Consider the following 23,649-nt stretch of genomic DNA (forward strand, 5'->3'; position numbering starts at 1 on the left):
ACCGCACCGGGCGGTCAGACCAGCCGTACGGGCTTCTCCATGCGTACCCCGAGGTCGCCCAGCCAGGCCCGCAGGGGCTCGCCGTCCCCGTCCTCGATGAGGCTGAGGACGGAGTGGGCCAGGCCCGCGCAGCGGGAGCCGCCGACCATCAGGGCGGGCCCGTCCAGCCAGTCCAGGCCGGGGGTGGCGCCCGCGGTGTCGACGGCGGCGCAGCACACCATGGCCGTCACGTGGTCGGCGAGCAGCTCGCGCCCGCTGCGGGGCGGCTGCAGGGGAAAGAGCGGGGCGAGGCCGTCGATCCAGGTGCCGGCCGGGGAGCCGAGCCCACCGCTGCGGGCGGCGCGCTCCTCGCGGGCCGCCTCGCGGGCGACCGCGGCGCTCAGCCGCAGCTCGAGCTCCTCCCCCACCCCGCCGCCGCCGGGCCCGGTGAGCCGCTCCAGGACCCGGGCGACGGTGGGGGCGCCGGGCGCCGAGTCCTGGGCGGCGGCGGACGGCCCGGTGGGCGGGGCGGGCGGGGTCCTGGGCGGGCTGCCGGGGGCGGCGCCGCAGGCGGCGATCTCGTCGAGGACGCGGTGCAGGCGGGCGGCCTCCAGGCGCCATTTGCGGTCCACGACCTCCTGCGGGTACTGGCTCCAGGCGACCGGGGACCAGCCGGGGCCGGGCTCGGGCGGGCCGCCGTGGAAGAGCCGGGCGGCCAGCAGGGAGGCGGCCTCGTCGATCAGGCCGGGCTCCTCCAGCAGGTCGCAGGCGGGCCGCTCGCCCAGCCGGGAGGCGAAGCCCTCGGCGAGGCGGTCGCGGCGGGAGAGCTCGGTGAGGGCGGAGACGACGCCGGCATCCAGCCGGGAGGGCCAGCGGCCCATGCGCCAGGCGGGCAGGGCCACGCGGTTGAGCAGCCGGTCCCAGCCGGCGTAGGCGAGGCCGACCTGCTCCTGGGCGACGATGCGCAGCCCGTAGTCGACGGCCTGGGCGCGCTCGGAGGCGGCCGCGGCCACCCCCCGCTCCATCTCCGCGGCGTGGTCGCGGCAGGCGCGCAGCAGCAGGCGCGCGACCCAGCCCACGAACGCGAGAGGGGGCCGGCCCGCCGCGACGGCCACGGCGGCGTCCAGGCCCCTGACGAAGCGGCGGGCGGCCGCTATGTCGGGGTGGGCGGCCGGGCCCGTGCCGGCCACGACGGGGGCCAGCAGGGCGCGCAGCTCGGCCACGCGCATCCACCACAGGAAGGGCGAGCCGATCACCAGCACGGGCGCGGCGGCCGTGCGCGGGCGCACCAGGGCGAACCGGCGCGGCGGGCCGTGCGCCGGATGGGTGCGGTCCTCCAGCCAGCTGTCGCAGTCGGGTGTGAGGGCTATGGCGGACGGCGGGGGGACCTCCAGCCGGTCGGCGAGGTCGCGCACCAGCCGGTACAGATCGGGGGCCGTCTCCTCGGGGATCGGCACGGTGGGGCTCAGGGCCGGCCGGGCCCGGGCGACGACGACGGCGACCGCCGCGGTCAGCAGCAGGGCGAGCACGGCGGCCACGGTGACGGCCGGGCGGGCCGCGGCCCAGACCGAGCCGTCGGCGATGTGGCCGGTGGCGGAGCCGGCCGCCAGCACGACGGCGGTGGCCGCCGGCAGGAGGGCGAGGGCCAGTGCGGCGCTGCGCACCCGCAGCACCGCCAGGGCGCGGGTGCGCGCGGCCAGCGCGCCTGCTTCCGTACCTGCCACGAGACCGATCACCCCCAGTTGCCTGTCGTGCTCTGCCGAGGTGCGTTGCCTACCACCCCCACTGTGGCACCGGCCACTGACATCGCAATGCCGGTGGGCCGGTCGGGCCGGTGGACCGGCCGTGCGCAGCCGCCCCGCGCCGCACCCTAGTTGGGGGCGGGGCGCGCGTCAGCAGGTTGGGCAACCGCTCACCCGATGGAATGGCTTTGGGCAAAGCCCGACGCGGTGGTCGCGGGGCAGCCCGCGCGCCACTCCAGGGGGTCCACACGGGCGAACGACGCGGCGGGGAACCGGAAAACGGCCGGAACGACGGCCGGAACAACGCCCCGGGACGACGGCCGGGAACAACGACCGGAAACGACCGCAAGGGACCGGCCCGGCAAGCCGGTTCAGGCCGAGGCGGCCGCCTTCTCCGCGATGTCCGTACGGTGGTGGGAGCCGTCCAGCCGCACGCGGGCGACGGCCTCGTAGGCGCGCTCGCGGGCGACGGTCAGGTCCTCTCCGGTGGCGGTGACCGACAGCACCCGGCCGCCGGCGCTCACGATGCGTCCCTCGGCGTCGTGGGTGGTGCCCGCGTGGAGCACGTACGCGCCCTCGATCGCGTCCGCCTCTGCCAGGCCCTCGATCGCGTCGCCCTTGCGGGGGGCGGCGGGGTAGCCCTGCGCGGCGACGACGACCGTCACGGCGGCCTCGTCGCGCCAGCGCAGCGGCGGTTCGGCGGCGAGGTTGCCGGTCGCGGCGTTGAGCAGGACGCTCGCCAGCGGCGTGCGCAGGCGGGCGAGGACGACCTGGGTCTCGGGGTCGCCGAAGCGGGCGTTGAACTCGATGACCCGCACGCCCCGCGAGGTGATCGCCAGGCCCGCGTAGAGCAGTCCGGAGAAGGGCGTGCCGCGGCGGCGCAGCTCGTCGACGGTGGGCTGCAGCACCGTGCGCAGCACCTCGTCCACCAGGCCCGGCTCGGCCCAGGGCAGCGGCGAGTAGGCGCCCATGCCGCCGGTGTTGGGGCCCTCGTCGCCGTCCAGGGCGCGCTTGAAGTCCTGGGCGGGCTGCAGGGGCAGCACGGTCTCGCCGTCGGTGATCGCGAACAGCGACACCTCGGGGCCGTCCAGGAACTCCTCGATCACCACGCGCCCGCAGGCCAGTGCGTGCTCCCGGGCGGCGGCGAGGTCGGAGGTGACCACGACGCCCTTGCCGGCGGCCAGGCCGTCGTCCTTGACGACGTAGGGGGCGCCGAAGGCGTCCAGGGCGGCGTCGATCTCCTCGGCGGTGGTGCACACGTAGCTGCGGGCGGTGGGCACGCCGGCGGCGGCCATGACGTCCTTGGCGAAGGCCTTGGAGCCCTCCAGCCGCGCCGCCTCGCCGGACGGGCCGAAGACGGCGAACCCGCGCTCGCGCAGCACGTCCGCGACGCCCGCCACGAGCGGTGCCTCCGGGCCGATGACCACGAGGTCGGCGCCGAGCCGCCCGGCCAGCTCCGCGACGGCCGCGCCGTCCTGGGCGTCCACCGGGTGCATCTCGGCGAGGGCGGCGATGCCGGCGTTGCCGGGCGCGCAGTGCAGCGCCGTGACGTCGGGGTCGAGGGACAGGGAGCGGCACAGGGCGTGTTCGCGGGCGCCGCCGCCGATGACGAGGACCTTCACGGGTGCCACCCTATTGCCTGCCTTGTGGATCACTACAACTCGGGGGTCGCCGCGTCCTCGTAGGAACCTCTTGTCCGCTTGCGGCGCACTCTTTCGGGTGAGGGGGTGGAGGGACCTCTACCGCATACCCCTGCACTTTGGGACGGAAAAGGCTGGATCTTGTGCGCAACGCCAGCCGTTCGGCGGTAGAAGGGAGGCTGCCCTTGCGGTTAGGGGCGTACGCGAACGCAACCGGATGCGGCACACGGCGGAGAGGGAGTGCAGGGGTGAGCCAGCCTGAGATGCAGCCCGAGGGGCTTCCGCGCGAGCAGGGAGGCCACCAAGGAGGGCAGCACCGGGGCGACCTGCGCGGCCGGACCTTCCCCCTCGGGGACTGGGGCGAGCCTGCCGAGCGGCTGGACGAGCTGTACAGATGGGTGGAAGGCGGTGCCCTCGCCCTGGCCGACTGGTATCTCACCGACCGCGCCTGGAAGCGCCGCTGGGCGCGCGGGCTGCGGCTGGCCACGGCGACCTTCGCCGTGATCGGTGCGGCGCTGCCGCTGCTGGAGCTGACGAAGGTGCTGCACACGGGATCGGCGTGGGCGTTCCTGGCGCTGCTCGGCGCGGTGGCCTGCGTGGCGTGCGACCGCTACTTCGGGCTGACGTCCGGGTGGATGCGGGGGGTGGCCACGGCGCAGGCGGTGCAGCGCCGGCTGGAGGTGCTGCAGTTCGACTGGGCGTCGGAGTGCGTGCGCGAGGTGCTCGGCCCGACGGAGGGCACGGCCAGCGAGGCGGCCGAGCGCTGTCTGACGGTGCTGCGGCGTTTCTCCGAGGACGTCTCGGAGCTCGTGCGGGCGGAGACGGCCGACTGGATGGTGGAGTTCCGGGCGGGCCCGGCGCCCCTGCTGACCCAGTCACTGGTGGCGTGGGGGCCACGGGGCGATGCGGGCGGCCAGGTGGGCCGCTTCCCGCTGCCGCCCCACACCCGGCCGAACATGCCGCGCCAGCGGCCCCCGGAGTCGCCGCGCTGACGCGCGGCGGCCGCACGGCCGGCGCGCGGCGGCCGCGTCAACTGAAGACGATCATCGAGCCCTGGCCCAGGCTGCGCGTCGCCGCCGCGTGCAGCCCCAGCCACACGTGCCGCTCCCGCGCGAACGGACTGTCGTCGTGCGGGGGCGGCGCGGCGCGTTCCTCCAGCGTCGTCGGCCGCCGCGGGGCGGCAGGCGGCGCGGGCGGGTTGGCCGGGTCGATGCCCAGCACCGGTGCCACCGCCTCCAGTTCGCGCAGCAGACCGTGGCTCGACCCCAAGGGGCCGCCCCCGGCGAGGAGTTCGTCGTTGGACAGCGGGTGGGCGAAGTCCACCGGGACGTACGCGCCCGCGTGGTCGTAGTGCCACACCAGGTGCGACTCCCGGGCCGTCGTCTCGAACATCTCCAGCAACTGCTCGTAGTCGCCGCCGAGTTCGTCCACGGGGGCGACCGGCAGCCCGCACAGGTTCAGCATGTGGGCGCGCCGCAGGAAGTGCAGCGCGTCGTAGTCGAAGCCGGCGACCGGCGCCACGTCGCCGGACAGCCCGGGCATGTAGCCGAAGACCGGCACCGGCGGCAGTCCGGCCTCGCCGAGCGCCTTGTCGTACGCGGCGATCTCGTCGGCGAAGGGGTTGTCGGGGCTGTGGCACAGCACGTCCACGAGGGGCACTAGCCAGAGGTCACAGGCCAACGTGAGCTCACTTTCGCGTCTCGCCCGTCTGCGGTGGTCGGGACAGCGTAGTGCCGTTCAGCGTTTTGTCACACAGGGACGACCGCGGTCACCTTGCGTCGTCGGCGTGGGTGAGCCCGTCGACGAGGTCGAGGGTGAAGCGGTTGTAGGCGTCGACGATCTCCTGCGCCCGGACCACGTCGCGGGCCCCCACCGCCGCCACGAGGTCGGCGTGCCCGTGCCACAGCCGGCCCCGCAGGTCCGGCAGGCGGCGCAGCAGCGGCACCGTGAAGATCCAGCTCTGCACCCGGACCCGGTCCAGGAAGTCGGCTATGTAGGAGTTGCCGACCAGGCCGGACATCTCCCGCCAGAAACGCAGGTCGTACCCGATGAGGATGTCCAGGTCCCCGGCGAGCGCGGCCCGCTCGGCCTCCTCCGCCCGCCGCCGCGCGGACGCCAGCTGCTGCGGCGTGACCGCGCGCAGCACGTCCGCCGAGCGGCGGAACATGCCCTCGATGATCAGGGTGCGGGCCTCGACCATGTCCCGGAAGTCGGCGTACGTGAACTCGCGCACCCGGAAGCCCTTGTGCAGCTCGACGTCGAGCAGGTCCTGGGAGCACAGGTCGAGCAGCGCCTCGCGTACGGGTGTGGCGGAGACGCCGTACTGCTCGGCGATCTCCTTGACCGTGAACTGCCGTCCCGCCGGGAGCCGGCCCGCGATGACCTCGTCGAGCAGGGCGTCGGCGATCTGCGAGCGCAGTGTGGTGCGCTTGACAGCCTCGCTGCCGGGCATCTGGTCTTCGTCTCCCCTTCCGGTGGCGGAGAAACGGTACCGGACGCCTGCGGCGGGCTGTGCAGCGCCCCGTAAGGGGCGCGGGGCGGCGTTCGATCTGCGGCTGCCGCCGCGTGGGCGCGATCGGCCACCGACGGCCTGCGGCCGCAGCACGGCACTTCGTCCGCGGGCGCGTCGTGGCTTGTCGCGCAGTTCCCCGCGCCCCTACGGGGCAACCGTGTACGCGTCCGCCACCGCAAGGGCCGCGTCCAGGGCCGCCAGGCCCTCCTTCGCCTCCGCCTCGGTGATCGTGCACGGCGGCACCACGTGCGTGCGGTTCATGTTCACGAACGGCCACAGGCCGCCCTCGCGGCAGGCCGCCGCGAATGCGGCCATGGGGGCGTTCGCCTCGCCCGCCGCGTTGTACGGCACCAGCGGCTCGCGCGTCTCGCGGTCCCGTACGAGTTCGAGGGCCCAGAAGACGCCCGTGCCCCGCACCTCTCCCACCGACGGGTGGCGCTCGGCGAGGGCCGCGAGGCCCGGTCCGAGGACGTCCGCGCCGATGCGGGCCGCGTTCTCGACGATGCCCTCGTCCTCCATCGCGTTGATCGTGGCCACCGCCGACGCGCAGGCCAGCGGGTGGCCGGAGTAGGTGAGCCCGCCGGGGTAGGGGCGCCTGGCGAAGGTGGCGGCGATCTCCGCGGAGATGGCGACGCCGCCGAGCGGCACGTAGCCGGAGTTCACGCCCTTGGCGAAGGTGAGCAGGTCGGGGACGACGCCCCAGTGGTCGGCCGCGAACCAGCGGCCCGTGCGGCCGAAGCCGGCCATGACCTCGTCCAGGACGAAGACGATGCCGTACCGGTCGCAGATCTCGCGGACGCCCGCGAGGTAGCCGGCCGGCGGCACGAGGATGCCGGCGGTGCCGACCACCGTCTCCAGCACGATGGCGGCGATCGTCTGCGGGCCTTCGAAGGCGACGACCTCCTCCAGGTGGGCGAGCGCCCGCTCGCACTCCTGGACCTCGCTGGTGGCGTGGAAGTGCGAGCGGTAGAGGTACGGGCCCCAGAAGTGCACGACGCCCGCGGAGGCCGTGTCCGAGGGCCAGCGGCGCGGGTCGCCGGTCAGGTTGATGGCGGCCGCGGTGGCGCCGTGGTACGAGCGGTAGGCGCTGAGGATCTTGTGGCGTCCGGTGTGCAGCCGGGCCATGCGCACGGCGTTCTCCACGGCTTCCGCGCCGCCGTTGGTGAAGAAGATCTTGTCGAGGTCGCCGGGGGTGCGTTCGGCGATCAGCCGGGCGGCCTCGGAGCGGACGTCGACGGCGAAGCCGGGTGCGACGGTGCACAGCCGGGCCGCCTGTTCCTGGATGGCGGCGACGACCTTGGGGTGCTGGTGGCCGATGTTGGTGTTGACGAGCTGGGAGGAGAAGTCGAGGTAGCGGTTGCCGTCGCCGTCCCAGAAGTACGAGCCCTCGGCGCCGGCGACGACCAGCGGGTCGATGAGGTCCTGCGCGGACCAGGAGTGGAAGACGTGCGCGCGGTCGGCGGCCTTGACCGCGGCCTTCGTGCTCTTGCTGCTGCCGGTGCTGCCGGTGCTCACGGGCGACCTCTGATCGGTGTGCGGGGGGCTTGGCTGCTGCTGTGCGCCGCAGCCTAGGCAGCCCCCCGCCGCCCCGCCACCGGCACGGTGTCGCCGCCCTCGTGCCACGTCTGGACACAGTGCCGGGCGGCGGCGGTCCGCGAATCGCCGGAGCAGCGGGAAATCCCTTTTCGACGGCAATGGGCTGCTACGGTCGATTGCGGTTTTCGTAGGGGCTGTGCCCCCTTTGCCATTTGTCATGTGCGCCTGAAGGTCCGTGACCTCGGGCGCACTTCGGTTTTGCTGGAGTACGGAATTCCGCCGTGCGCCCCCGATAAGGAGATCAGCTTGGCTACCGGCATCGTGAAGTGGTTCAACTCGGAAAAGGGCTTCGGCTTCATCCAGCAGGACGACGGGGGCGCCGACGTCTTCGCCCACTACTCCAACATCGCAACGCGCGGCTTCCGCGAACTCCAGCAGGGCCAGAAGGTCACGTTCGACATCACGCAGGGTCAGAAGGGCCCGCAGGCCGAGAACATCGTGCCGACGACCTGAACGGGAAGCGGCCGGCGGGCAGCTCCGCCCGCCGTGCGCCGGGGTCGGGTACCCGTACGTCCTCCCGTACCGGATACCCGGCCCCTCCTCGTGCCGCTATTCTCCGCGGAGAAACACGGGGGAAAACCCGGGGGAAGGAGCGCACCCGGTATGGAAGCACTGACACCGGAGGACCCGCGCACGCTGGGCGCCTACCGGCTGCTGGGCCGGCTCGGCGCAGGCGGGATGGGCCGGGTCTACCTGGCCCGCAACGACCGGGGCCGTACGGTCGCGGTGAAACTGATCCAGCCGGAACTGGCGGGGCAGGAGGAATTCCGCCGCCGCTTCCGCCAGGAGGTGCGCGCCGCCCGGCAGGTCGGCGGGGAATGGACGGCGCCCGTGCTGGACGCCGACACCGACGCCGACGTCCCCTGGGTCGCCACCGGCTACATAGCCGGGCCCTCCCTGCGGCAGGTCGTCGACCACGACTTCGGCCCGCTGCCTGAGCGCTCGGTGCGCATCCTCGGGGCGGGCCTGGCCCGCGCCCTGCAGGCGATCCACGCGGCCGGGATCGTGCACCGCGACCTCAAGCCCTCGAACGTGCTCGTCACCCTCGACGGCCCGCGCGTCATCGACTTCGGCATCGCCCGGGCCCTGCAGACGGTCACCGACGGCGGCGGTCTGACGCGTACGGGCGCGACCGTCGGCTCCCCCGGTTTCATGTCGCCCGAGCAGGTACGCGGCGACCAGGTCACGCCGGCCAGCGACGTCTTCTGCCTGGGGTCGGTGCTCGCCTACGCCGCCAGCGGCCGCATGCCGTTCGGCACCGCGGACAGCGGGGTGCACGCCCTGATGTTCCGCATCGCCGAGGAGGAGCCCGACCTCACCGGCGTGCCCACCGGGCTGCGCCCGCTCGTCACGGCCTTCCTGGCCAAGGACCCCGCGGACCGGCCCACGCCCGAGCAGGTCGCCGAGCGCACCGGCGTGCAGGACCTGCTGACCGACCTGCGCACCGCCGAGCCCTGGCTGCCCGCCGGCCTGGTGGCCCAGCTCGGCCGGCATGCCGTGCAGCTGCTGAACGCGGAGGGCCCGGCCGGCCCCACGGCGGGGGAGGCGATACCCGCGGCGCACCCGGCACCCGAGCCGCCGACCCAGGTGCAGCCGCCGGCCGCCACGCTGCCGCCGCAGCAGCCCACGGTCACCGCACCGGCCGCCCACGGCGCCCCGTACGGGCCCGGATACGGGCCGGCGCACCCGGGCCCGTACGGGGCGCCGTACCACCCGCCGACCGTGCAGGTCGCGCCGCTGCCGCCGGCGCGCAGCACGAAGACGCCCTACCTCGTCGCCGCGATCGTCACCGCCGGACTGCTCGCCGGCGGTGGCACGGTCTACCTGCTGAGCCAGAAGCACCAGAACGGCGGCCACAGCACCGGCAACCAGGCCGCCCCGCCCGCGCCGGTCTCCTCCGCGCCGTCCTCGCCGGCCTCCGTCCCCGGCGGCACGCTCCCCTCGACGCCGGCCACGACGCCCGGCACGACGACGCCCGCGGCCACCGGGCCCGAGGCCTTCGCCGGCACCTGGCAGACCAGCTTCGACAGCGGCGCGGGCACCAACCGGCGGACGATCACCGTCTACCGCAGCGGTGCGGGCACCGACGTGACGATCCAGGGCGGCGGCGTCCTCGACGACGGCACGTCCTACACCTGCCAGTGGCGCACGCGCGCCTCCGAGGGCGGTACGGCCACCACGCTGCACCTGGGGCCGTCCTCCGTCGTCCAGGCCAACCCCACCTCGGCCTGCCAGCCCGGGTCCTCCTCGGACCTGGTGCTGCTCCCGGACGGCCGGATGCGGCGCGACTTCGCCGACTCCGGCACGAAGGACGCCTCGCTGGTCTACCGGAAGACCGGCTGAACGACCGGCTGAACGCGACGGCGCCCCGGTGGCCTCGATGAGGCCGCCGGGGCGCCGTCGCGCGTGCGGGGGTTACGACAGGAACGAGTTGATCTCGATCGTCTCGTCGCGGCCCGGGCCGACGCCGATCGCGGAGATCGGCGCGCCCGACATCTCCTCCAGCGCCTTCACGTACGCCTGCGCGTTCTTCGGCAGGTCGGAGAAGGTCTTGGCCTTGGAGATGTCCTCGGTCCAGCCCGGCAGCATCTCGTAGATCGGCTTCGCGTGGTGGAAGTCGGTCTGGCTGTAGGGCAGCTCCTCGACGCGCTTGCCGTCGATCTCGTACGCCACGCAGACCGGGATCTGCTCCCAGCCGGTGAGGACGTCGAGCTTGGTGAGGAAGAAGTCCGTCAGGCCGTTCACCCGGGTGGCGTAGCGGGCGATCACCGCGTCGAACCAGCCGCAGCGGCGGTCACGACCGGTGGTCACACCGCGCTCGCCGCCGATGACGCGCAGCTTCTCGCCGTCCTCGTCGAACAGCTCCGTCGGGAACGGACCGGCGCCCACGCGGGTGGTGTACGCCTTCAGGATGCCGATCACGCGGTTGATCTTCGTCGGGCCCACGCCGGCGCCCGTGCAGGCACCGCCGGCGGTCGGGTTCGAGGAGGTGACGAAGGGGTACGTGCCGTGGTCGACGTCCAGCAGGGTGCCCTGGCCGCCCTCGAAGAGGACGACCTTGCCCTCGTCGATGGCGTTGTTCAGGATCAGCGTGGTGTCCGCGACGAACGGCTTGATCTGGTCCGCGTAGGCCAGCAGACCGTCGACGATCTGCGCCGAGTCGATGGCGCGGCGGTTGTAGAGCTTCGCCAGGAGCTGGTTCTTCAGCTCCAGGGCCGCCTCGACCTTCTGGGTCAGGATCGACTCGTCGTACAGGTCCTGGACCCGGATGCCCACGCGGTTGATCTTGTCCGCGTAGGTCGGGCCGATGCCGCGGCCGGTCGTACCGATCTTCCGCTTGCCGAGGAAGCGCTCGCCCACCTTGTCGAGGGTGACGTTGTAGGGCGTGATCAGGTGCGCGTTACCGCTGATGAGCAGCTTGGACGTGTCGACGCCGCGCTCGTTCAGCCCGCTCAGCTCGGAGAGCAGGACCGCCGGGTCGACGACGACACCGTTGCCGATGACCGGGGTGCACCCCGGCGAGAGGATCCCGGAAGGGAGGAGGTGGAGCGCGTATTTCTGGTCACCGACCACCACGGTGTGGCCGGCGTTGTTGCCACCTTGATAGCGCACCACATAGTCCACGGAACCACCGAGCAGGTCGGTGGCCTTTCCCTTGCCCTCGTCACCCCACTGAGCACCGAGCAGCACAAGTGCGGGCACAGGCGTACACCCCTTCCGGGCGGGGCATGTCCAACGTGCACAGGCGGCGTGAGCCCGCTGGTTTCGGGCGTTCACCACCGCCGGAGCCGTCGAACCGGTGCCCCGGATAGACGAAGCCCCTGGCGCAACAGCGACAGGGGCTCTTGCACCGAGAGATTACCTGAGGAAGGACGAAGGTGTCGGCTGCAGACCCGAGCGGAGCGCAGCTGCTCGTCGTCGTCGACCCGGTCGCCAGGCGCGTGGACGGCGAGTCCACGCGGATCGCGCGGGACGTACTGTGCGCCGGAGCGGTGGCCAAAATCGCCCTCCCCGGCGGGCCGGAGGAAGTGGCACGGGCGGTCGCCAGACGCGGCCGCCGCCGCATCGTCGTCATCGGCGACGACCGGGCCCTGCTGCGCGTCGTCGCCCTCCTGCACCGGCGCCGCGAGCTGACCGAGACCCCGCTGGCCTGGGTGCCGGTCGGCGCCCTGCCGACCGTGACCGTGGCCCGCACCCTGGGCGTGCCGCTGGGGGCCGTGGCGGCCGCCAGGGCCGTCCTGGACGGCGAACAGCACCGGCTGGGGCTGCTGGCCGACGAGGACGACGGCGTCGTCCTGGGCGGCCTCTGGGCGCCCGCGGGGGCCGCCGCCACGGCCGCCCACCGGCACGCGCCGGCACGCACCCCGGCCGAGGCGGCCGTACGCACCGCCGCCCGCACCGCCCTGACCCTGCTCACCGGACCCTCCTCCGGGCGGCACGCGGTGCCGGGGGCGGGCCTGCGGCTGCGCATCGAGGCGGACGGGGAGGTGCTGGCCGACCTCGACCGGCCGCTCGGCCGGGTCTCCGTCTCCGCCGGCCCGGACGGCGCGGCGGACGTCGTCGTCCACGCGCCGGCGGCCTCCCCGGAGCCCTTGCGGGTGCGGGCGCGCACGGTGACGTTGTCCGGCCCGGACTTCCGCTACCGCGCGGACAACCGCGTCCGCGGCCCGGTACGCACGCGCACGTGGACGGCGCTCCCGGAAGCATGGCGCCTGACCCTGCCACGGGGGTAGCGGGGCGCCCCGTAGGGGCGCGGGGAACTGCGCGACAAGCCACGACGTGCCCGCAGATTGCCGGGGCGCCGTGGTGGCGCGTGACGAAGATCCGCCGGACAGGGCGCTAGCCCCCCGGCGTCACCAGACCGGCTTCGTACGCGAAGACCGCCGCCTGCGTGCGGTCGCGCAGGCCGAGTTTCACCAGGATGCGGCTCACGTGCGTCTTCACCGTCGACTCCGCCACCACCAGGTGCTCCGCGATCTCCGCATTGGAGCGTCCCTTGGCGACGAGCACGAGCACCTCCGTCTCGCGTTCCGTGAGGTCGCCCACCCGCTCCGGCGCGGCCTGGGCCGCCGTGGGGGCGCCGAGGCGGGAGAACTCCTGGATGAGGCGTTTGGTGACGGCGGGGGCGAGGAGGGCCTCGCCGTCGGCGACGATGCGAACGCCGTCGGCGAGCTGCCGGGCGGAGGCGTCCTTGAGGAGGAAGCCGCTGGCTCCGGCGCGCAGTGCCTGGTAGACGTACTCGTCCAGATCGAAGGTGGTCAGGACGAGGACCTTGGCCCCGGAGTCGGCGGCGATGATCTCGCGCGTGGCCTCCAGGCCGTTCATGCCGGGCATGCGGATGTCCATGAGGACGACGTCGGGGCGCAGTTCGGCGACTTTTTCGACGGCTTGCCGGCCGTCGACGGCCTCGCCGACGACGTCGATGTCGGGCTGGGCTCCGAGGAGGACGGAGAAGCCTTCGCGGACCATCATCTGGTCGTCGACGATGAGGACCTTGATCGTGTTCACGCGGCGGCCTCGGCGGCCGGGGCGACGGGGAGGAATGCGGCGATCTCGTAGCCGCCGTCGGGGGTGGCCTGTGCGGTCATCTCGCCGTCGAGCATGGTGACGCGTTCGCGCATGCCGAGGAGGCCGTGGCCGGCGCCCGGGGAGGGCTTGGCGAGGCGGTCGGGGCGGCCGTTGACGATGCGCAGGCCGAGGCCGACGGGCACGTAGCCGATCTCGACGCGGGCGGTGGCGCCGGGGGCGTGTCGCAGCACGTTGCTGAGGGCTTCCTGGACGATGCGGTAGGCGGACAGCTCCACTCCCTGCGGCAGTGGCCGCACGGCGCCGGTGGTGACGTGTTCGACGTCGAGACCGGCGTCGCGGACGTTGGCGATCAGGGCGCCGAGGTCGGCGAGGGTGGGCTGGGGTGCCTCGGGCTCGGCGGCGCCGAAGGCGTCGGGGTCCTCGGAGCGTACGACGCCGAGGACGCGCCGCAGCTCGGTGAGGGCGGCCACGGCGTTCTCCCGGATGGTGGCGAAGGCGGCGGCGAGCTCGGGCGGGGTGTCCTGGACGCGGTAGGGCGCGGCCTCGGCCTGGATGGCGACGACGGACATGTGGTGGGCGACGACGTCGTGCAGCTCGCGGGCGATGGTGGTGCGCTCCTCCAGGAGGGTGCGCCGGGAGCGTTCGACCTGGGTGACGGCGGCCTGGGCGGCGACCTGCTGCTTGGAGTCGCGCAGGCCGCGGGTCGCGGCGACGACGAAGAGGACCATGCCGAAGAGGACGGCCGTCTGCAGGACGTCCGCGGAGCCGTAGCCGTAGCCGTTGAAGGCGCTGAGGAGGGCGCCGAAGCCGATGGTCAGCAGCCACATCTCGGCGGCGACGCGGGGCCGGGTGCGGGCGGCGACGACGACGGTGACGGCGAGGTGGGAGGCGAATCCGGCGGGGTGCCAGGGGGTGCCGCTGAGCAGGATGCTCGTGGCGAGGATGCCGCCGAGGGACAGCCAGAACGCGCCGATGGGGCGGAAGAGGGTGACCACGATCGGGGCGCAGGCCAGGAAGGTGAGCAGCAGGCCGCCGGTGCCGGGCTGCCGGTCGAGCATGACCAGGGCCAGCAGGGCGGCGAAGGCGGACACGGCGGCGTGCGGCAGCCAGCGCACGTACCGGCGCAGCCGCCGGGGCGTGCGGCGCAGGAGGGGGTTGTGCTCGCTGAGCGGCGGCAGGGGCCGCAGGGCGAACGCGTCGGTGAACAGATCGTTGCGGATGCTGTCCGTGGCGCTCTGCACGACGCGCATCTCGCTGCGCAGGCCGTTGTGCTCGTACGTCTTGTTCACGGCATCAACGGTAGGCAGGGCGAAAGCCTGAGTCGTCAGCTTGCGAGCGGATATACGGGTGTCCGTCTCAAGTACTACGCGGTGCGCCGGCGCAGCACCGCGGCCAGCGTCCAGGCGGCCCGCTCGGCCTCGGCGAAGCGCGTGTAGAGCGGGGCGAAGCCGAATCGCAGCAGGTCAGGGGGGCGGTGGTCGCCGACGACGCCGCGCCGCAGCAGCTCGGCCATGACCGCTGCGGCGTCGTCGGCGGGGCAGGCGAGCGAGACCTGGCCGCCCCGCTCGCGGTGCGCGGCGGGGGTGACGGGCACGGCCCGCCCGGCGGGGACGTACGCGTCGATGCAGGCCAGGAAGAAGTCGGTCAGGGCCAGGCTCTTGGCCCTGACCGCGGTCAGGCGGACGCCGTCCCAGACGTCGAGGGCGGCGTCCAGGGCGAGCAGGGACAGGATGTCGGGGGTGCCGCAGCGGCCGCGCGTCGCGCCGGGGGCGGGGGTGTGGTCGGCGGCCATGGCGAAGGGGCGGGCGTGGGAGTTCCAGCCGGGCAGGGGTGAGTCGAAGCGTTCCTGCAGGTCGCGGCGCACGTAGAGGAAGGCGGGCGCGCCGGGCCCGCCGTTCAAGTACTTGTACGTGCACCCGGCGGCGAGGTCCACGCCGTGGGCGTCGAGGCCGATGGGCAGGGCGCCGGCGCTGTGGCTGAGGTCCCACACCGCGTATGCCCCGGCGGCGTGCAGGGCGGCGGTGGTCGTGGGCAGGTCGTGGAGCCGGCCGGTGCGGTAGTCGACGTGGTTGACCAGGGCGGCGGCGGTGCGCGGCCCGGCGGCGCCGGGGATCTCGCCGGCCGGCACCGCGCGGAGGGTGCAGCCGGTCAGGCGGGCGGCGGAGCGGGCGATGTAGGCGTCGGTGGGGAAGGTGGTGGCGTCGACGAGGATCTCGTCGCGGGCGGGGTCGCCGTCGTGGAGGCGGACGGCGGCGACGACGGCCTTGAAGAGGTTGACGCTGGTGGAGTCGCCGACGACGACCTGACCGGGGCCGGCGCCGGTCAGGGGCGCGATGCGCTCGCCGACGCGTTCGGGCGCCGTCCACCAGCCGGACTCGGTCCACGAGCGGATGCCGAGCCGCCCCCACTCGTGGCGGACGACGTGCGCGAGGCGCTCGGCGACGCCGTGCGGCAGGGCGCCGAGGGAGTTGCCGTCGAGGTAGGCGACGGCGTCGTCGACGGTGAACGCCGCGCGCAGGGCGCGCAGCGGGTCGGCCGCATCGAGTGCGGCCGCCTCGCCGGCGAGCGGCCGGTCAGACACGGCTGCGGGCCGTCCACAGTTCGGGGAAGACGTGCCCGGCGGCGCGCTTCTCCAGCCAGGCGACCCCTGCGGAGCCGCCGCTGCCGACCTTGGCGCCCATGGCGCGGCGGGTGGCGACGAGGTGGTCGTTGCGCCAGCGCCAGACGAGTTCGGCGACCTCGGTGAGGGCCTCGCCGAGGCGGCACTCGTCGCTGCCCTGGTCGCCGGCGTAGACGCGCTGCCAAACGTCCTCGACGGCGGGGTGGGGGGCATAGCGCTGGGCGACGTCGCGTTCGAGGACGTCGGCGGGCACGGCGTGGCCGCGCCGGGCGAGCCAGTGCAGCACCTCGTCGTACAGGCCGGGCCGGTGCAGGGCGGCTTCGAGTTCGGCGTGCACGCGCGGGGCGCCGCGGTAGGGCACAAGCAGGGCCGGGGACTTCTCGCCCAGCAGGAACTCCAGGCGCCGGTAGGTCGCGGACTGGAAGCCGGAGGCCTCGCCGAGGGCGGCGCGGTAGGAGTTGAACTGAGCGGGCGTCAGGTGTGCGAGCGGGCGCCAGGAGTCGTTGAGCGACTGCAGTTCGTAGGTGGAGCGCCGCAGCGCGGCCATCGCCGTGGGCAGGTCGTCCTCGCGCAGGGCGCGGGCGGCGGTGCTCCATTCATGGACGATGACGGTGAACCACAGCTCCATCACCTGCGTGGTGACGAGGAAGACCATCTCGCCGGGGTCGTCGGACAGCGGGTGCTGGAGGTTGGTGAGGACCTGGGCGCGGACGTAGTCCTCGTACGGCGTGGTGCCCTCGAACTCGAGCTGGGGGGCGGCGGGCAGGACTGTGTGCGGCATGGCGTGCTCCTCGGCAACAGTTGCTCCCGGGTAGCGGTCCGCCCCTTCCGTCTCGTCCTGGAGCCCCGGTCCCCTGAGGGCATCGTGCGCCGCGGGCACCGCTCACGGCAAGGGCCTGAGCGGTGCCCGGTCGCTGCCGCGGCGGCGCGCCTCAGCCGAGGATGTCGGCGGCCGTGGGGGAGCTGTCGCGCAGGAACGTGGAGCAGCGCTCGTACTCCTCCTGCTCGCCGATCGCCTGAGCGGCGCGCGCGAGGGCGTGCAGGGCGCGCAGGAAGCCGCGGTTGGGCTCGTGCTCGAACGGCACCGGGCCGTGGCCCTTCCAGCCGTTGCGGCGCAGCGCGTCGAGGCCGCGGTGGTAGCCGGTGCGGGCGTAGGCGTACGACTCGACGACCCGGCCGGCCTCGTACGCCTCGTCGGCGAGCTGCGCCCAGGCGAGCGAGGAGGCGGGGTACTTGGCGGCGACGTCGGCGGGGGCGGTGCCGGAGGCGAGCAGTTCGCGCGGCTCGGGGTCGTCGGGCAGGTGGGTGGGGGGCGGCCCACCGAGCAGGTTCTCGTGAAGGGACATGCCCTCAGTCTGCCGCAGTCCGTCCCGGCTCCTCGCCCGGATCCAGCGGCGGCGCACCCACGCCGCAGTGGTAGGCGCACTCGGGGTGGCAGACCCCGCGCGGGGCGGGCTCGCGCACGGTCGCCCAGGCCAGTACCGACCCGACCACCAGGGCGCCCGCGCACCACAGCATCGCCCGGTCGAACGCCGCGGAGAAGACGGCGGGGTCCCGGTAGGCGTTCTCGCCCATGCCCGCCGCCAGCGGCAGCGCGGCCACCGCGACGAGCCCAGCGGCCCGGGCGGCGGCGTTGTTGATGCCGCTGGCCAGGCCGGCCCGGGCGACGTCCACGGACGCGAGCACGGTCGCGGTGAGCGGCGCGACCAGCATCACCATGCCCAGGCCCAGTACGAGCAGCGCCGGCAGCACGTCGCGCCAGTACACCGCGCCCGCGCCGACGCGGGTCATCAGCAGCAGGCCCACCGCGCACAGCAGCGGCCCGCAGGTCAGCGGCAGGCGCGGGCCCAGGCGCTGGCCGAGCCGCCCGGCGCGGGAGGACAGCAGCAGCATCAGCACGGTGGTGGGCAGCAGCGCCGTGCCGGCCACCAGCGCGGACCAGCCGACGACCACCTGCAGCTGGATGACGGCGAGGAAGAAGAAGCCGCTGAAGGCCGCGTAGACGAACAGCGTGACGGCGTTGACCGCGGAGAACATCCGGTTCCGGAAGATCGATACCGGCAGCATGGGGTCGGCCTGCCGCCGCTCGACGACCACGAACGCCACGCCCAGCAGCACCCCGGCGACGGCCGGGAGGATCACCGCGGGGGACGCCCCCCTGCCGGGTGCGGCGATCAGCGCGTACGTCACGGCGCCGAGGGCGAGCGCCCCCAGGGCGGCGCCGGCGGCGTCGAAGCGGCCGTGGGCCCGGGGATCCCTGGTCTCCGGTACGTGGCGCAGGGCGATGGGCACGCACACGGCGGCCACCGGCAGGTTGATCAGGAAGACCCAGCGCCAGCCGGGCCCGTCCACCAGCCAGCCGCCGACGAACGGCCCCACGGCCGCCGCCACGCCGCCGAGCCCGGACCAGGCGCCCACCGCGCCGGCCCGGTCGTCGGGGTGGAAGACGGACTGGATGAGGGCGAGCGAGCCGGGCGTGAGCAGCGCGCCGCCGACGCCCTGCAGGGCCCGGGCCGCGATGAGCACCCAGGCGCTGGGCGCCAGCCCGCACAGCAGTGAGGCGAGCGCGAACCACACGACGCCGAGTACGAACACGCGCCGCCGCCCGTACCGGTCGCCGAGCGCCCCGCCCAGCAGGATCAGCCCGGCGAGGGTGAGCATGTAGGCGTTGACGGTCCACTGCAGGGCGTCGAGGCCGACGCCGAAGTCGCGGCCGATGTGCGGCAGCGCGACGTTGACGACGGTGCTGTCCAGCAGGGCCATGCCCGACCCGAGGACGGCCGTGCCCAGCACGGCCCGCCCGGTGGGGGTGCCCAGGCGTACGGCGGGACCTTCGGTGTGTCCCTCGGCGACGGCAACGGGGTCGCTCATGCCCCGATGGTCCCTCGAACGGCCGCAGGCGGCCACGCGAAGGGCCCGGCACCCCCAGGGTGCCGGGCCCGTGCGCGAGCCGGTGGCTACTTCAGCTTGGTGCCGGTGGAGCGCAGGTCGGCGCACGCCTTGGTGACACGCTCGGCCATGCTCGCCTCGGCCAGCTTGCCCCAGGTGCGCGGGTCGTAGGCCTTCTTGTTGCCGACCTCGCCGTCGACCTTCAGCACGCCGTCGTAGTTGGCGAACATGTGGGCCGCGACGGGGCGGGTGAAGGCGTACTGGGTGTCGGTGTCGAGGTTCATCTTCACGACGCCGTTCTCCAGCGCGGTGCGGATCTCCTCCTGGGTGGAGCCGGAGCCGCCGTGGAAGACGAAGTCGAAGGGGTTGTCCTTGCCGAAGCGGGCGGCGACGCCCTCCTGCAGGTCCTTCAGCAGCTCGGGGCGGAGCACGACGTTGCCCGGCTTGTAGACGCCGTGGACGTTGCCGAAGGAGGCGGCGAGCAGGTAGCGGCCCTTCTCGCCCAGGCCGAGGGCCTCGGCGGTGCGGACGGCGTCCTCGACGGTGGTGTAGAGCTCGTCGTTGATCTCGTGGGAGACGCCGTCCTCCTCGCCACCGGTCGGGGTGATCTCGACCTCGAGGATGATCTTGGCGGCGGCGGCCTTGGCCAGCAGCTCCTGGGCGATGGACAGGTTGTCCGCGAGGGTCTCGGCCGAACCGTCCCACATGTGGGACTGGAACAGCGGGTTCTCGCCCTTGGCGACGCGCTCGGCGGACAGCTCGATCAGCGGACGGACGTAGCCGTCCAGCTTGTCCTTCGGGCAGTGGTCGGTGTGCAGGGCGATGTTGACCGGGTACTTCTTCGCCACGACGTGCGCGAACTCGGCCAGCGCCACCGCGCCGGAGACCATGTCCTTGCTGTACTGGCCGCCCAGGAACTCCGCGCCACCGGTGGAGATCTGGATGATGCCGTCGCTCTCCGCCTCGGCGAAGCCGCGCAGGGCGGCGTGCAGAGTCTGCGTCGAGGTCACGTTGATGGCCGGGTAGGCGAACTTGCCTGCCTTCGCCCGGTCGAGCATCTCGTTGTAGACCTCGGGGGTTGCGATGGGCATCTGTCCGCTCCTTGGGGTGTTGCGGGTAAGGGGGCGACGGTCATCGTCGCCCCCATCTTCCCAGACTCGCTCAATTACTCCACATGAGGTCCACCACGCTCATACGAGCGGACCTCTGTTTCACGTGAAACGTCAGCCGAGGTCCAGGTCACCCAGGGTGTAGCCGGTGATGTAGCGCAGGCCAGCGCCCTCGATGGCGGAGGAGGCGCCACGATCGACGATCGTCGCCACGGCCACGACCTCCGCACCCGCCTCGCGCACCGCCTCGACGGCGGTCAGCGGGGAGCCACCGGTGGTGGAGGTGTCCTCGACGACCAGGACCCGGCGGCCCTTGATGTCCGGACCCTCGATGCGGCGCTGCATGCCGTGCGTCTTCTGGGCCTTGCGGACCACGAACGCGTCCAGCTTGCGGCCGCGCGCGTGGGCGGCGTGCAGCATCGAGGCGGCGACCGGGTCGGCGCCGAGGGTGAGCCCACCGACCGCGTCGAACTCCAGGTCGGCCGTGGCGTCCAGCATCACCTGACCGACCAGGGGGGCCGCCTCGGCGTCCAGGGTGATCCGGCGCAGGTCGATGTAGTAGTCGGCCTCCTTGCCGGAGGAGAGGGTCACCTTGCCGTGGATCACGGCCTTGTCCTTGATCTGCTGCAGCAGGGCGTCACGCACGTCGGTCATGGCCATGAGCTTAGGCCAGGGCCCGCCAGCTCCACGTCGTGGAGATCTCCAGCGGATCGATCGGCGTGACGAGCCGGGGGTGGGTGTTGAGGCCGTTCGGCGGACCGGACTGCGGCTCGACGCACACCGCCTCGGCCTGCTCGTCGTAGATCACCACCCACTCGGCCCGGCTGGCCACCGTCAGCTCCAGCACGCCCGGCCAGGTGAGCGTGACCTCGACGCCGTCCGGCATGGCGAAGCAGTCGTCCCACGGGCCCGGGCGGGGCTCGATCCGGCGACCGGTGGGCAGGTGGTCCTCGCCCCGCTCCTCCTGCCAGGCGGCGCTGAACGCGATCTCGGCGTCCTTGCCGGTGCCCAGATTGCGCAGGAACCACGGGTGCCAGCCGGCCTGCGCCGGGAAGGAGTCGCCGTACGTCTCCACGCCCATGGTGAGCGTGAGGGAATCCTCGCCCAGCTCCACCATCTGGGTGACGCGCCCGGGGTACGGCCACGGGTCGGCGAGGTCATGGGTGAAGACGGCCGAGGTCTCGTCCGCACGGGCCGTACGCCAGGGGTGGTCGCGAGCGGTGCCGTGAATGGCGTGCGGGCCGGAGTTGAGCGGCATCTGGTGGACCTCGCCACCGTTGCGGAAACGGCCGTGGGCGATGCGGCCGCACCAGGGGACCATGGGGAAGGAGCCGTAGCGCTCCCCCTGCCGCAGGAGCTCCGCTCCGTGGACGCGGAGGCTGCTCAGGCGGCAGCCGTTGGTGGGGTCGACGGTTACGGCGGCGTCGCCGCGGGCCAGGTGAATGAGCGTCACGCCTTCGACGATAGAACGCCGGCCGGGCTGGCGGGCACTCCTGTTACCGCCGACGGCGCAGCGCGCGCCCCACCACAACGGCGCCCGCGATGGCGATCGCCGCCGCCGGGGCGGCCCAACGGAGGACCGCCGTGCCGGAGGCCGTCTCCGGGGCCGGCACCGGCGCGTAGCGCCCCCGCGGGGGTGCGTGGTCGACTTCCTCCGCGCTGCGGCCGATCATCGTCCGGCGCGCATGCGCCGCCTCCGCCGGCGGCTCCTCGTCGTCGAGGCCACCTTCGAGCTCGCCTTCGATCTCACCGTCGAGCTCGACGTCCTCGAAGGACAGGTCCTCGTCCAGCGACGGTGCCGGCAGTTCCTCCTCCGGCTCACCGCCCGGGGTGTCTGCCCCGGACTCCTCGCGCAGCTCCTCCGACAGTTCCTCCGACAGTTCCTCCGACAGCTCCTCCGCCAGCGCCGCCGCGAAGCGGTCCAGCAGGCGGCGGGCCGTGGACTCCACCGTCTTGGGGTCGAATTCGGTGAGGCGGCCGGCCGCACCGACCGTGCCGGTGCAGTTCAGCCGCGTACCGCCGGGCATCTCCTGCGGGTGTGCGCTGAGCGCGAGCGTCACCTTGCCGTTGCCCCGGGCCTCGGTGCCCTCGCCGGAGACCTCGTAGGAGCCGTCCCGCTCGGTCAGCCGCAGGGAGCCGCGGTAGGTGATCGTGGATCCGCCGATGCGCAGCCGCAGCCGCCCTTCGAGTGCGGCGCCTGCCGACGCGTCCTGCTGCAGCCCCGGCACGCACCGGGCGACGCGCGCGGGGTCCGACAGGACCCGCCGCACCGCACCGACGGGATACGGAACGAACACCTCATGCTCCATGGCATGCGAGCCTACCCACCGGGATCCACAGCGGCGCCGCCCCGGTCGAATCCGATCGAACTTTCCGTCGGAAGACGGTCAGTATCCGACCGTGAAGCGCTCACCCACGTGCTTCGGGTTCTCGATCTCGTCGACGAGGGCGACGGCGTAGTCCTCCGCGGAGATACGGCTGTTGCCCTCCGCGTCGACGACGAGGTCGTTGAGCGCGGTGCGGTACGTGCCGGTGCGCTCGCCGGGCTCGATGGTGCCCGCGGGGCTGATGTTGGTCCAGCGGACGTCCGTGGTGCTGCGGTAGTAGGCGAGCGCGTCCCCGTGCGCATGCATGATCTGCAGCAGGAAGCCGGGGATGCCCTCCTGTTCCCACACGAGCTTGCCACCCGGGGTGCGCAGCGAGCCCGCGCCGCCCACGGCGATGATCCGCGGCGCGTCGGCGCCGAGCTGACGTACGCCTGCGACGAGGGACTTCGCGGCGGGTTCGATGGTGGCGATGTGGCCGGGGCCGTCGCCGCCGCCGACGGCGCTGACGACGACGTCCTGCCCTCGGGCCGCGGCCGCCACGGAGACGGGGTCGAGGACGTCGCCGGTGATGACGGTGAGGGCCGGGTGCTGCACCGTGAGCTTGGCCGGGTCACGGACGACGGCCGTGACCTGGTGGCCGCGGTCCAGCGCCTCGCGCAGAATGCGGCTGCCGATCGTTCCGTTGGCGCCGAAAAGCGCGATCTTCGCCATGGGACCTCTCCTGGTTCATTGGTGAATCACTGTTGTGCTCACCGACCACGCTAGGCACGCGGGGGGCGCGCAGCCAGGTAGGCTCGCGCCTGCTCATGGTGAAAAAACGACACGATGACCTGGTCGACCTCGCGTATGCCGCCCCGCCCGGCACCCCGGCCGGCGTGGAGGTGCTCACCTTGGCGCAGATGCGCCGACGGGCGCCGCGGGGGCTGCTGGCCCGGCCGCAGCGGCTGGACTTCCATCAGATCATCGCCGTCGACTCCGGCGCGGCAGCCCACACCGTCGACTTCACCCGCCATGCCCTGGACGAAGGTGCCGTGCTGTGGGTGCGGCCCGGTCAGGTGCAGCAGTTCGGGGAGGTGGAGGCGCTGGAGGGCACCGTCGTCCTGGTGGATCCGGGCTTCCTGCCGCCGGGCACCGCCGTCTCGCATGCGGCGGACGACCCCTTCCGCCCGGTGCTGTGGCGTCCGCAGGGCGCCGACCGGGAGGCCGTCTTCTGCGCGGTGCGGCATCTGGCCACCGACTTCCGCACCGGCAGGCACCTGCCGGCGACCGTGCATGCCGAGGTGCTGCGGCACCTGCTGTCGGTGCTGGTGCTGCGGCTGGCGCACCTGACCGCGGCGGCCCGCCGGGCGCCCGGGCCGGCGGAGGCGTTCGTTCGCTTCCGCGCCGCCGTCGAGCGGGACTTCGCGCACCGGCACCGGGTGGGCGACTACGCCCGGGAGCTCGGTTACGCGCCGCGCACCCTGGCCCGGGCGACGCAGGCGGCGGCCGGGGTCGGGGCCAAGGAGTTCGTCGACCGGCGGGTGATGCTGGAGGCCAAGCGGCTGCTGGCGCACAGCGAGCTGCCGGCCGTGCGGGTGGCGGAGCACCTGGGCTTCGAGGACGCGGCGAACTTCTCGAAGTTCTTCCAGCACCGGGCCGGCGTCTCGCCGGGCGCCTTCCGTGCCGCCCTGCGGCAGCACGGCACCGGCTGAGCACCGGGGTCGTGG

22 protein-coding genes are annotated in these 23,649 nt (G+C 73.7%); 5 read left to right on the forward strand and 17 right to left on the reverse strand.

What is annotated here, in order from left to right; translation table 11 throughout:
• Positions 1-14: 14 nt before the first annotated feature.
• A complete protein-coding gene (locus AB0K17_RS24405; RefSeq protein WP_365984256.1) occupies positions 15-1,712 on the reverse strand; it encodes a hypothetical protein in 1,698 nt (565 codons plus the stop codon).
• Between the two features lie 380 nt (positions 1,713-2,092).
• A complete protein-coding gene (gene purD / locus AB0K17_RS24410) occupies positions 2,093-3,343 on the reverse strand; it encodes a phosphoribosylamine--glycine ligase (protein ID WP_365984239.1) in 1,251 nt (416 codons plus the stop codon).
• 266 nt (positions 3,344-3,609) lie between these two features.
• Between purD and AB0K17_RS24415 the strand changes: the two genes are divergently transcribed.
• Positions 3,610-4,353 carry an SLATT domain-containing protein gene (locus AB0K17_RS24415; protein ID WP_365984240.1) on the forward strand — a complete coding sequence of 248 codons (744 nt, stop codon included), beginning with the start codon at positions 3,610-3,612 and terminating at the stop codon, positions 4,351-4,353.
• A gap of 37 nt (positions 4,354-4,390) precedes the next feature.
• Here the strand turns inward: AB0K17_RS24415 and AB0K17_RS24420 are convergent, their stop codons facing one another.
• From AB0K17_RS24420 to AB0K17_RS24430, 3 genes are all read right to left on the reverse strand, one after another.
• Complete coding sequence (locus AB0K17_RS24420; RefSeq protein WP_344438609.1) at positions 4,391-5,041, reverse strand: hypothetical protein; 651 nt, start codon at positions 5,039-5,041, stop codon at positions 4,391-4,393.
• An 88-nt stretch (positions 5,042-5,129) separates the two neighbouring features.
• On the reverse strand, positions 5,130-5,813 hold the full coding sequence (locus AB0K17_RS24425; RefSeq protein WP_365967969.1) for a GntR family transcriptional regulator: 684 nt from the start codon (positions 5,811-5,813) through the stop codon (positions 5,130-5,132).
• A 204-nt stretch (positions 5,814-6,017) separates the two neighbouring features.
• Positions 6,018-7,388: an aspartate aminotransferase family protein gene (locus tag AB0K17_RS24430; protein WP_365984241.1), complete on the reverse strand. Its 1,371-nt coding sequence runs from the start codon at positions 7,386-7,388 to the stop codon at positions 6,018-6,020.
• 327 nt (positions 7,389-7,715) lie between these two features.
• Between AB0K17_RS24430 and AB0K17_RS24435 the strand changes: the two genes are divergently transcribed.
• Together AB0K17_RS24435 and AB0K17_RS24440 are read left to right on the forward strand one after the other, a co-directional pair.
• Positions 7,716-7,922, forward strand: coding sequence for a cold-shock protein (locus AB0K17_RS24435; protein ID WP_344438613.1), 207 nt, complete (start codon positions 7,716-7,718; stop codon positions 7,920-7,922).
• A 150-nt stretch (positions 7,923-8,072) separates the two neighbouring features.
• Positions 8,073-9,812, forward strand: coding sequence for a protein kinase (locus tag AB0K17_RS24440; protein WP_365984242.1), 1,740 nt, complete (start codon positions 8,073-8,075; stop codon positions 9,810-9,812).
• 72 nt (positions 9,813-9,884) lie between these two features.
• Here AB0K17_RS24440 and AB0K17_RS24445 read toward each other — a convergent pair whose 3' ends face one another.
• Positions 9,885-11,171: an adenylosuccinate synthase gene (locus tag AB0K17_RS24445; protein WP_365967966.1), complete on the reverse strand. Its 1,287-nt coding sequence runs from the start codon at positions 11,169-11,171 to the stop codon at positions 9,885-9,887.
• A 176-nt stretch (positions 11,172-11,347) separates the two neighbouring features.
• Between AB0K17_RS24445 and AB0K17_RS24450 the strand changes: the two genes are divergently transcribed.
• Positions 11,348-12,202, forward strand: coding sequence for a diacylglycerol kinase (locus AB0K17_RS24450; protein ID WP_365967965.1), 855 nt, complete (start codon positions 11,348-11,350; stop codon positions 12,200-12,202).
• A gap of 106 nt (positions 12,203-12,308) precedes the next feature.
• Here AB0K17_RS24450 and AB0K17_RS24455 read toward each other — a convergent pair whose 3' ends face one another.
• From AB0K17_RS24455 to AB0K17_RS24505, 11 genes are all read right to left on the reverse strand, one after another.
• Positions 12,309-12,977, reverse strand: a complete 669-nt coding sequence (locus tag AB0K17_RS24455) for a response regulator transcription factor (protein WP_365967964.1) — start codon at positions 12,975-12,977, stop codon at positions 12,309-12,311.
• A complete protein-coding gene (locus AB0K17_RS24460) occupies positions 12,974-14,248 on the reverse strand; it encodes a histidine kinase (RefSeq protein ID WP_365984257.1) in 1,275 nt (424 codons plus the stop codon). Before AB0K17_RS24460 ends, AB0K17_RS24455 begins: the two co-directional genes overlap by 4 nt.
• A 113-nt stretch (positions 14,249-14,361) precedes the next feature.
• Positions 14,362-15,579 (reverse strand): kynureninase, encoded by a 1,218-nt coding sequence (kynU, locus tag AB0K17_RS24465; RefSeq protein WP_365984243.1) that lies wholly within the window; start codon positions 15,577-15,579, stop codon positions 14,362-14,364.
• A complete protein-coding gene (locus AB0K17_RS24470) occupies positions 15,572-16,399 on the reverse strand; it encodes a tryptophan 2,3-dioxygenase family protein (RefSeq protein WP_365967962.1) in 828 nt (275 codons plus the stop codon). The genes kynU and AB0K17_RS24470 overlap by 8 nt, the downstream gene beginning before the upstream one ends.
• Positions 16,400-16,550: 151 nt before the next feature.
• Positions 16,551-16,964, reverse strand: a complete 414-nt coding sequence (locus AB0K17_RS24475) for a DUF3151 domain-containing protein (RefSeq protein WP_344438624.1) — start codon at positions 16,962-16,964, stop codon at positions 16,551-16,553.
• A gap of 4 nt (positions 16,965-16,968) precedes the next feature.
• Complete coding sequence (locus AB0K17_RS24480) at positions 16,969-18,489, reverse strand: MFS transporter (RefSeq protein ID WP_365967961.1); 1,521 nt, start codon at positions 18,487-18,489, stop codon at positions 16,969-16,971.
• An 86-nt stretch (positions 18,490-18,575) separates the two neighbouring features.
• A complete protein-coding gene (fbaA, locus tag AB0K17_RS24485) occupies positions 18,576-19,598 on the reverse strand; it encodes a class II fructose-bisphosphate aldolase (protein WP_365967960.1) in 1,023 nt (340 codons plus the stop codon).
• A gap of 132 nt (positions 19,599-19,730) precedes the next feature.
• Positions 19,731-20,276, reverse strand: a complete 546-nt coding sequence (gene pyrE, locus AB0K17_RS24490; RefSeq protein WP_344438630.1) for an orotate phosphoribosyltransferase — start codon at positions 20,274-20,276, stop codon at positions 19,731-19,733.
• 4 nt (positions 20,277-20,280) lie between these two features.
• On the reverse strand, positions 20,281-21,060 hold the full coding sequence (locus tag AB0K17_RS24495) for an aldose 1-epimerase (RefSeq protein WP_365968001.1): 780 nt from the start codon (positions 21,058-21,060) through the stop codon (positions 20,281-20,283).
• 52 nt (positions 21,061-21,112) lie between these two features.
• Positions 21,113-21,925 (reverse strand): SRPBCC domain-containing protein, encoded by an 813-nt coding sequence (locus AB0K17_RS24500; protein ID WP_365984244.1) that lies wholly within the window; start codon positions 21,923-21,925, stop codon positions 21,113-21,115.
• 78 nt (positions 21,926-22,003) lie between these two features.
• The gene (locus tag AB0K17_RS24505) at positions 22,004-22,654 is read right to left on the reverse strand and encodes an NAD(P)H-binding protein (RefSeq protein ID WP_365984245.1); all 651 of its coding nucleotides are present in this window, start codon (positions 22,652-22,654) and stop codon (positions 22,004-22,006) included.
• A 95-nt stretch (positions 22,655-22,749) separates the two neighbouring features.
• On the opposite strand from AB0K17_RS24505, the gene AB0K17_RS24510 reads away from it, so the two are divergent.
• Positions 22,750-23,634, forward strand: coding sequence for an AraC family transcriptional regulator (locus AB0K17_RS24510; RefSeq protein ID WP_365967957.1), 885 nt, complete (start codon positions 22,750-22,752; stop codon positions 23,632-23,634).
• The last annotated feature ends 15 nt before the right edge of the window (positions 23,635-23,649 follow it).

Origin of the sequence: Streptomyces sp. NPDC049585 (assembly GCF_040675615.1) — a bacterium.
Classification (GTDB): domain Bacteria; phylum Actinomycetota; class Actinomycetes; order Streptomycetales; family Streptomycetaceae; genus Streptomyces; species Streptomyces luteosporeus.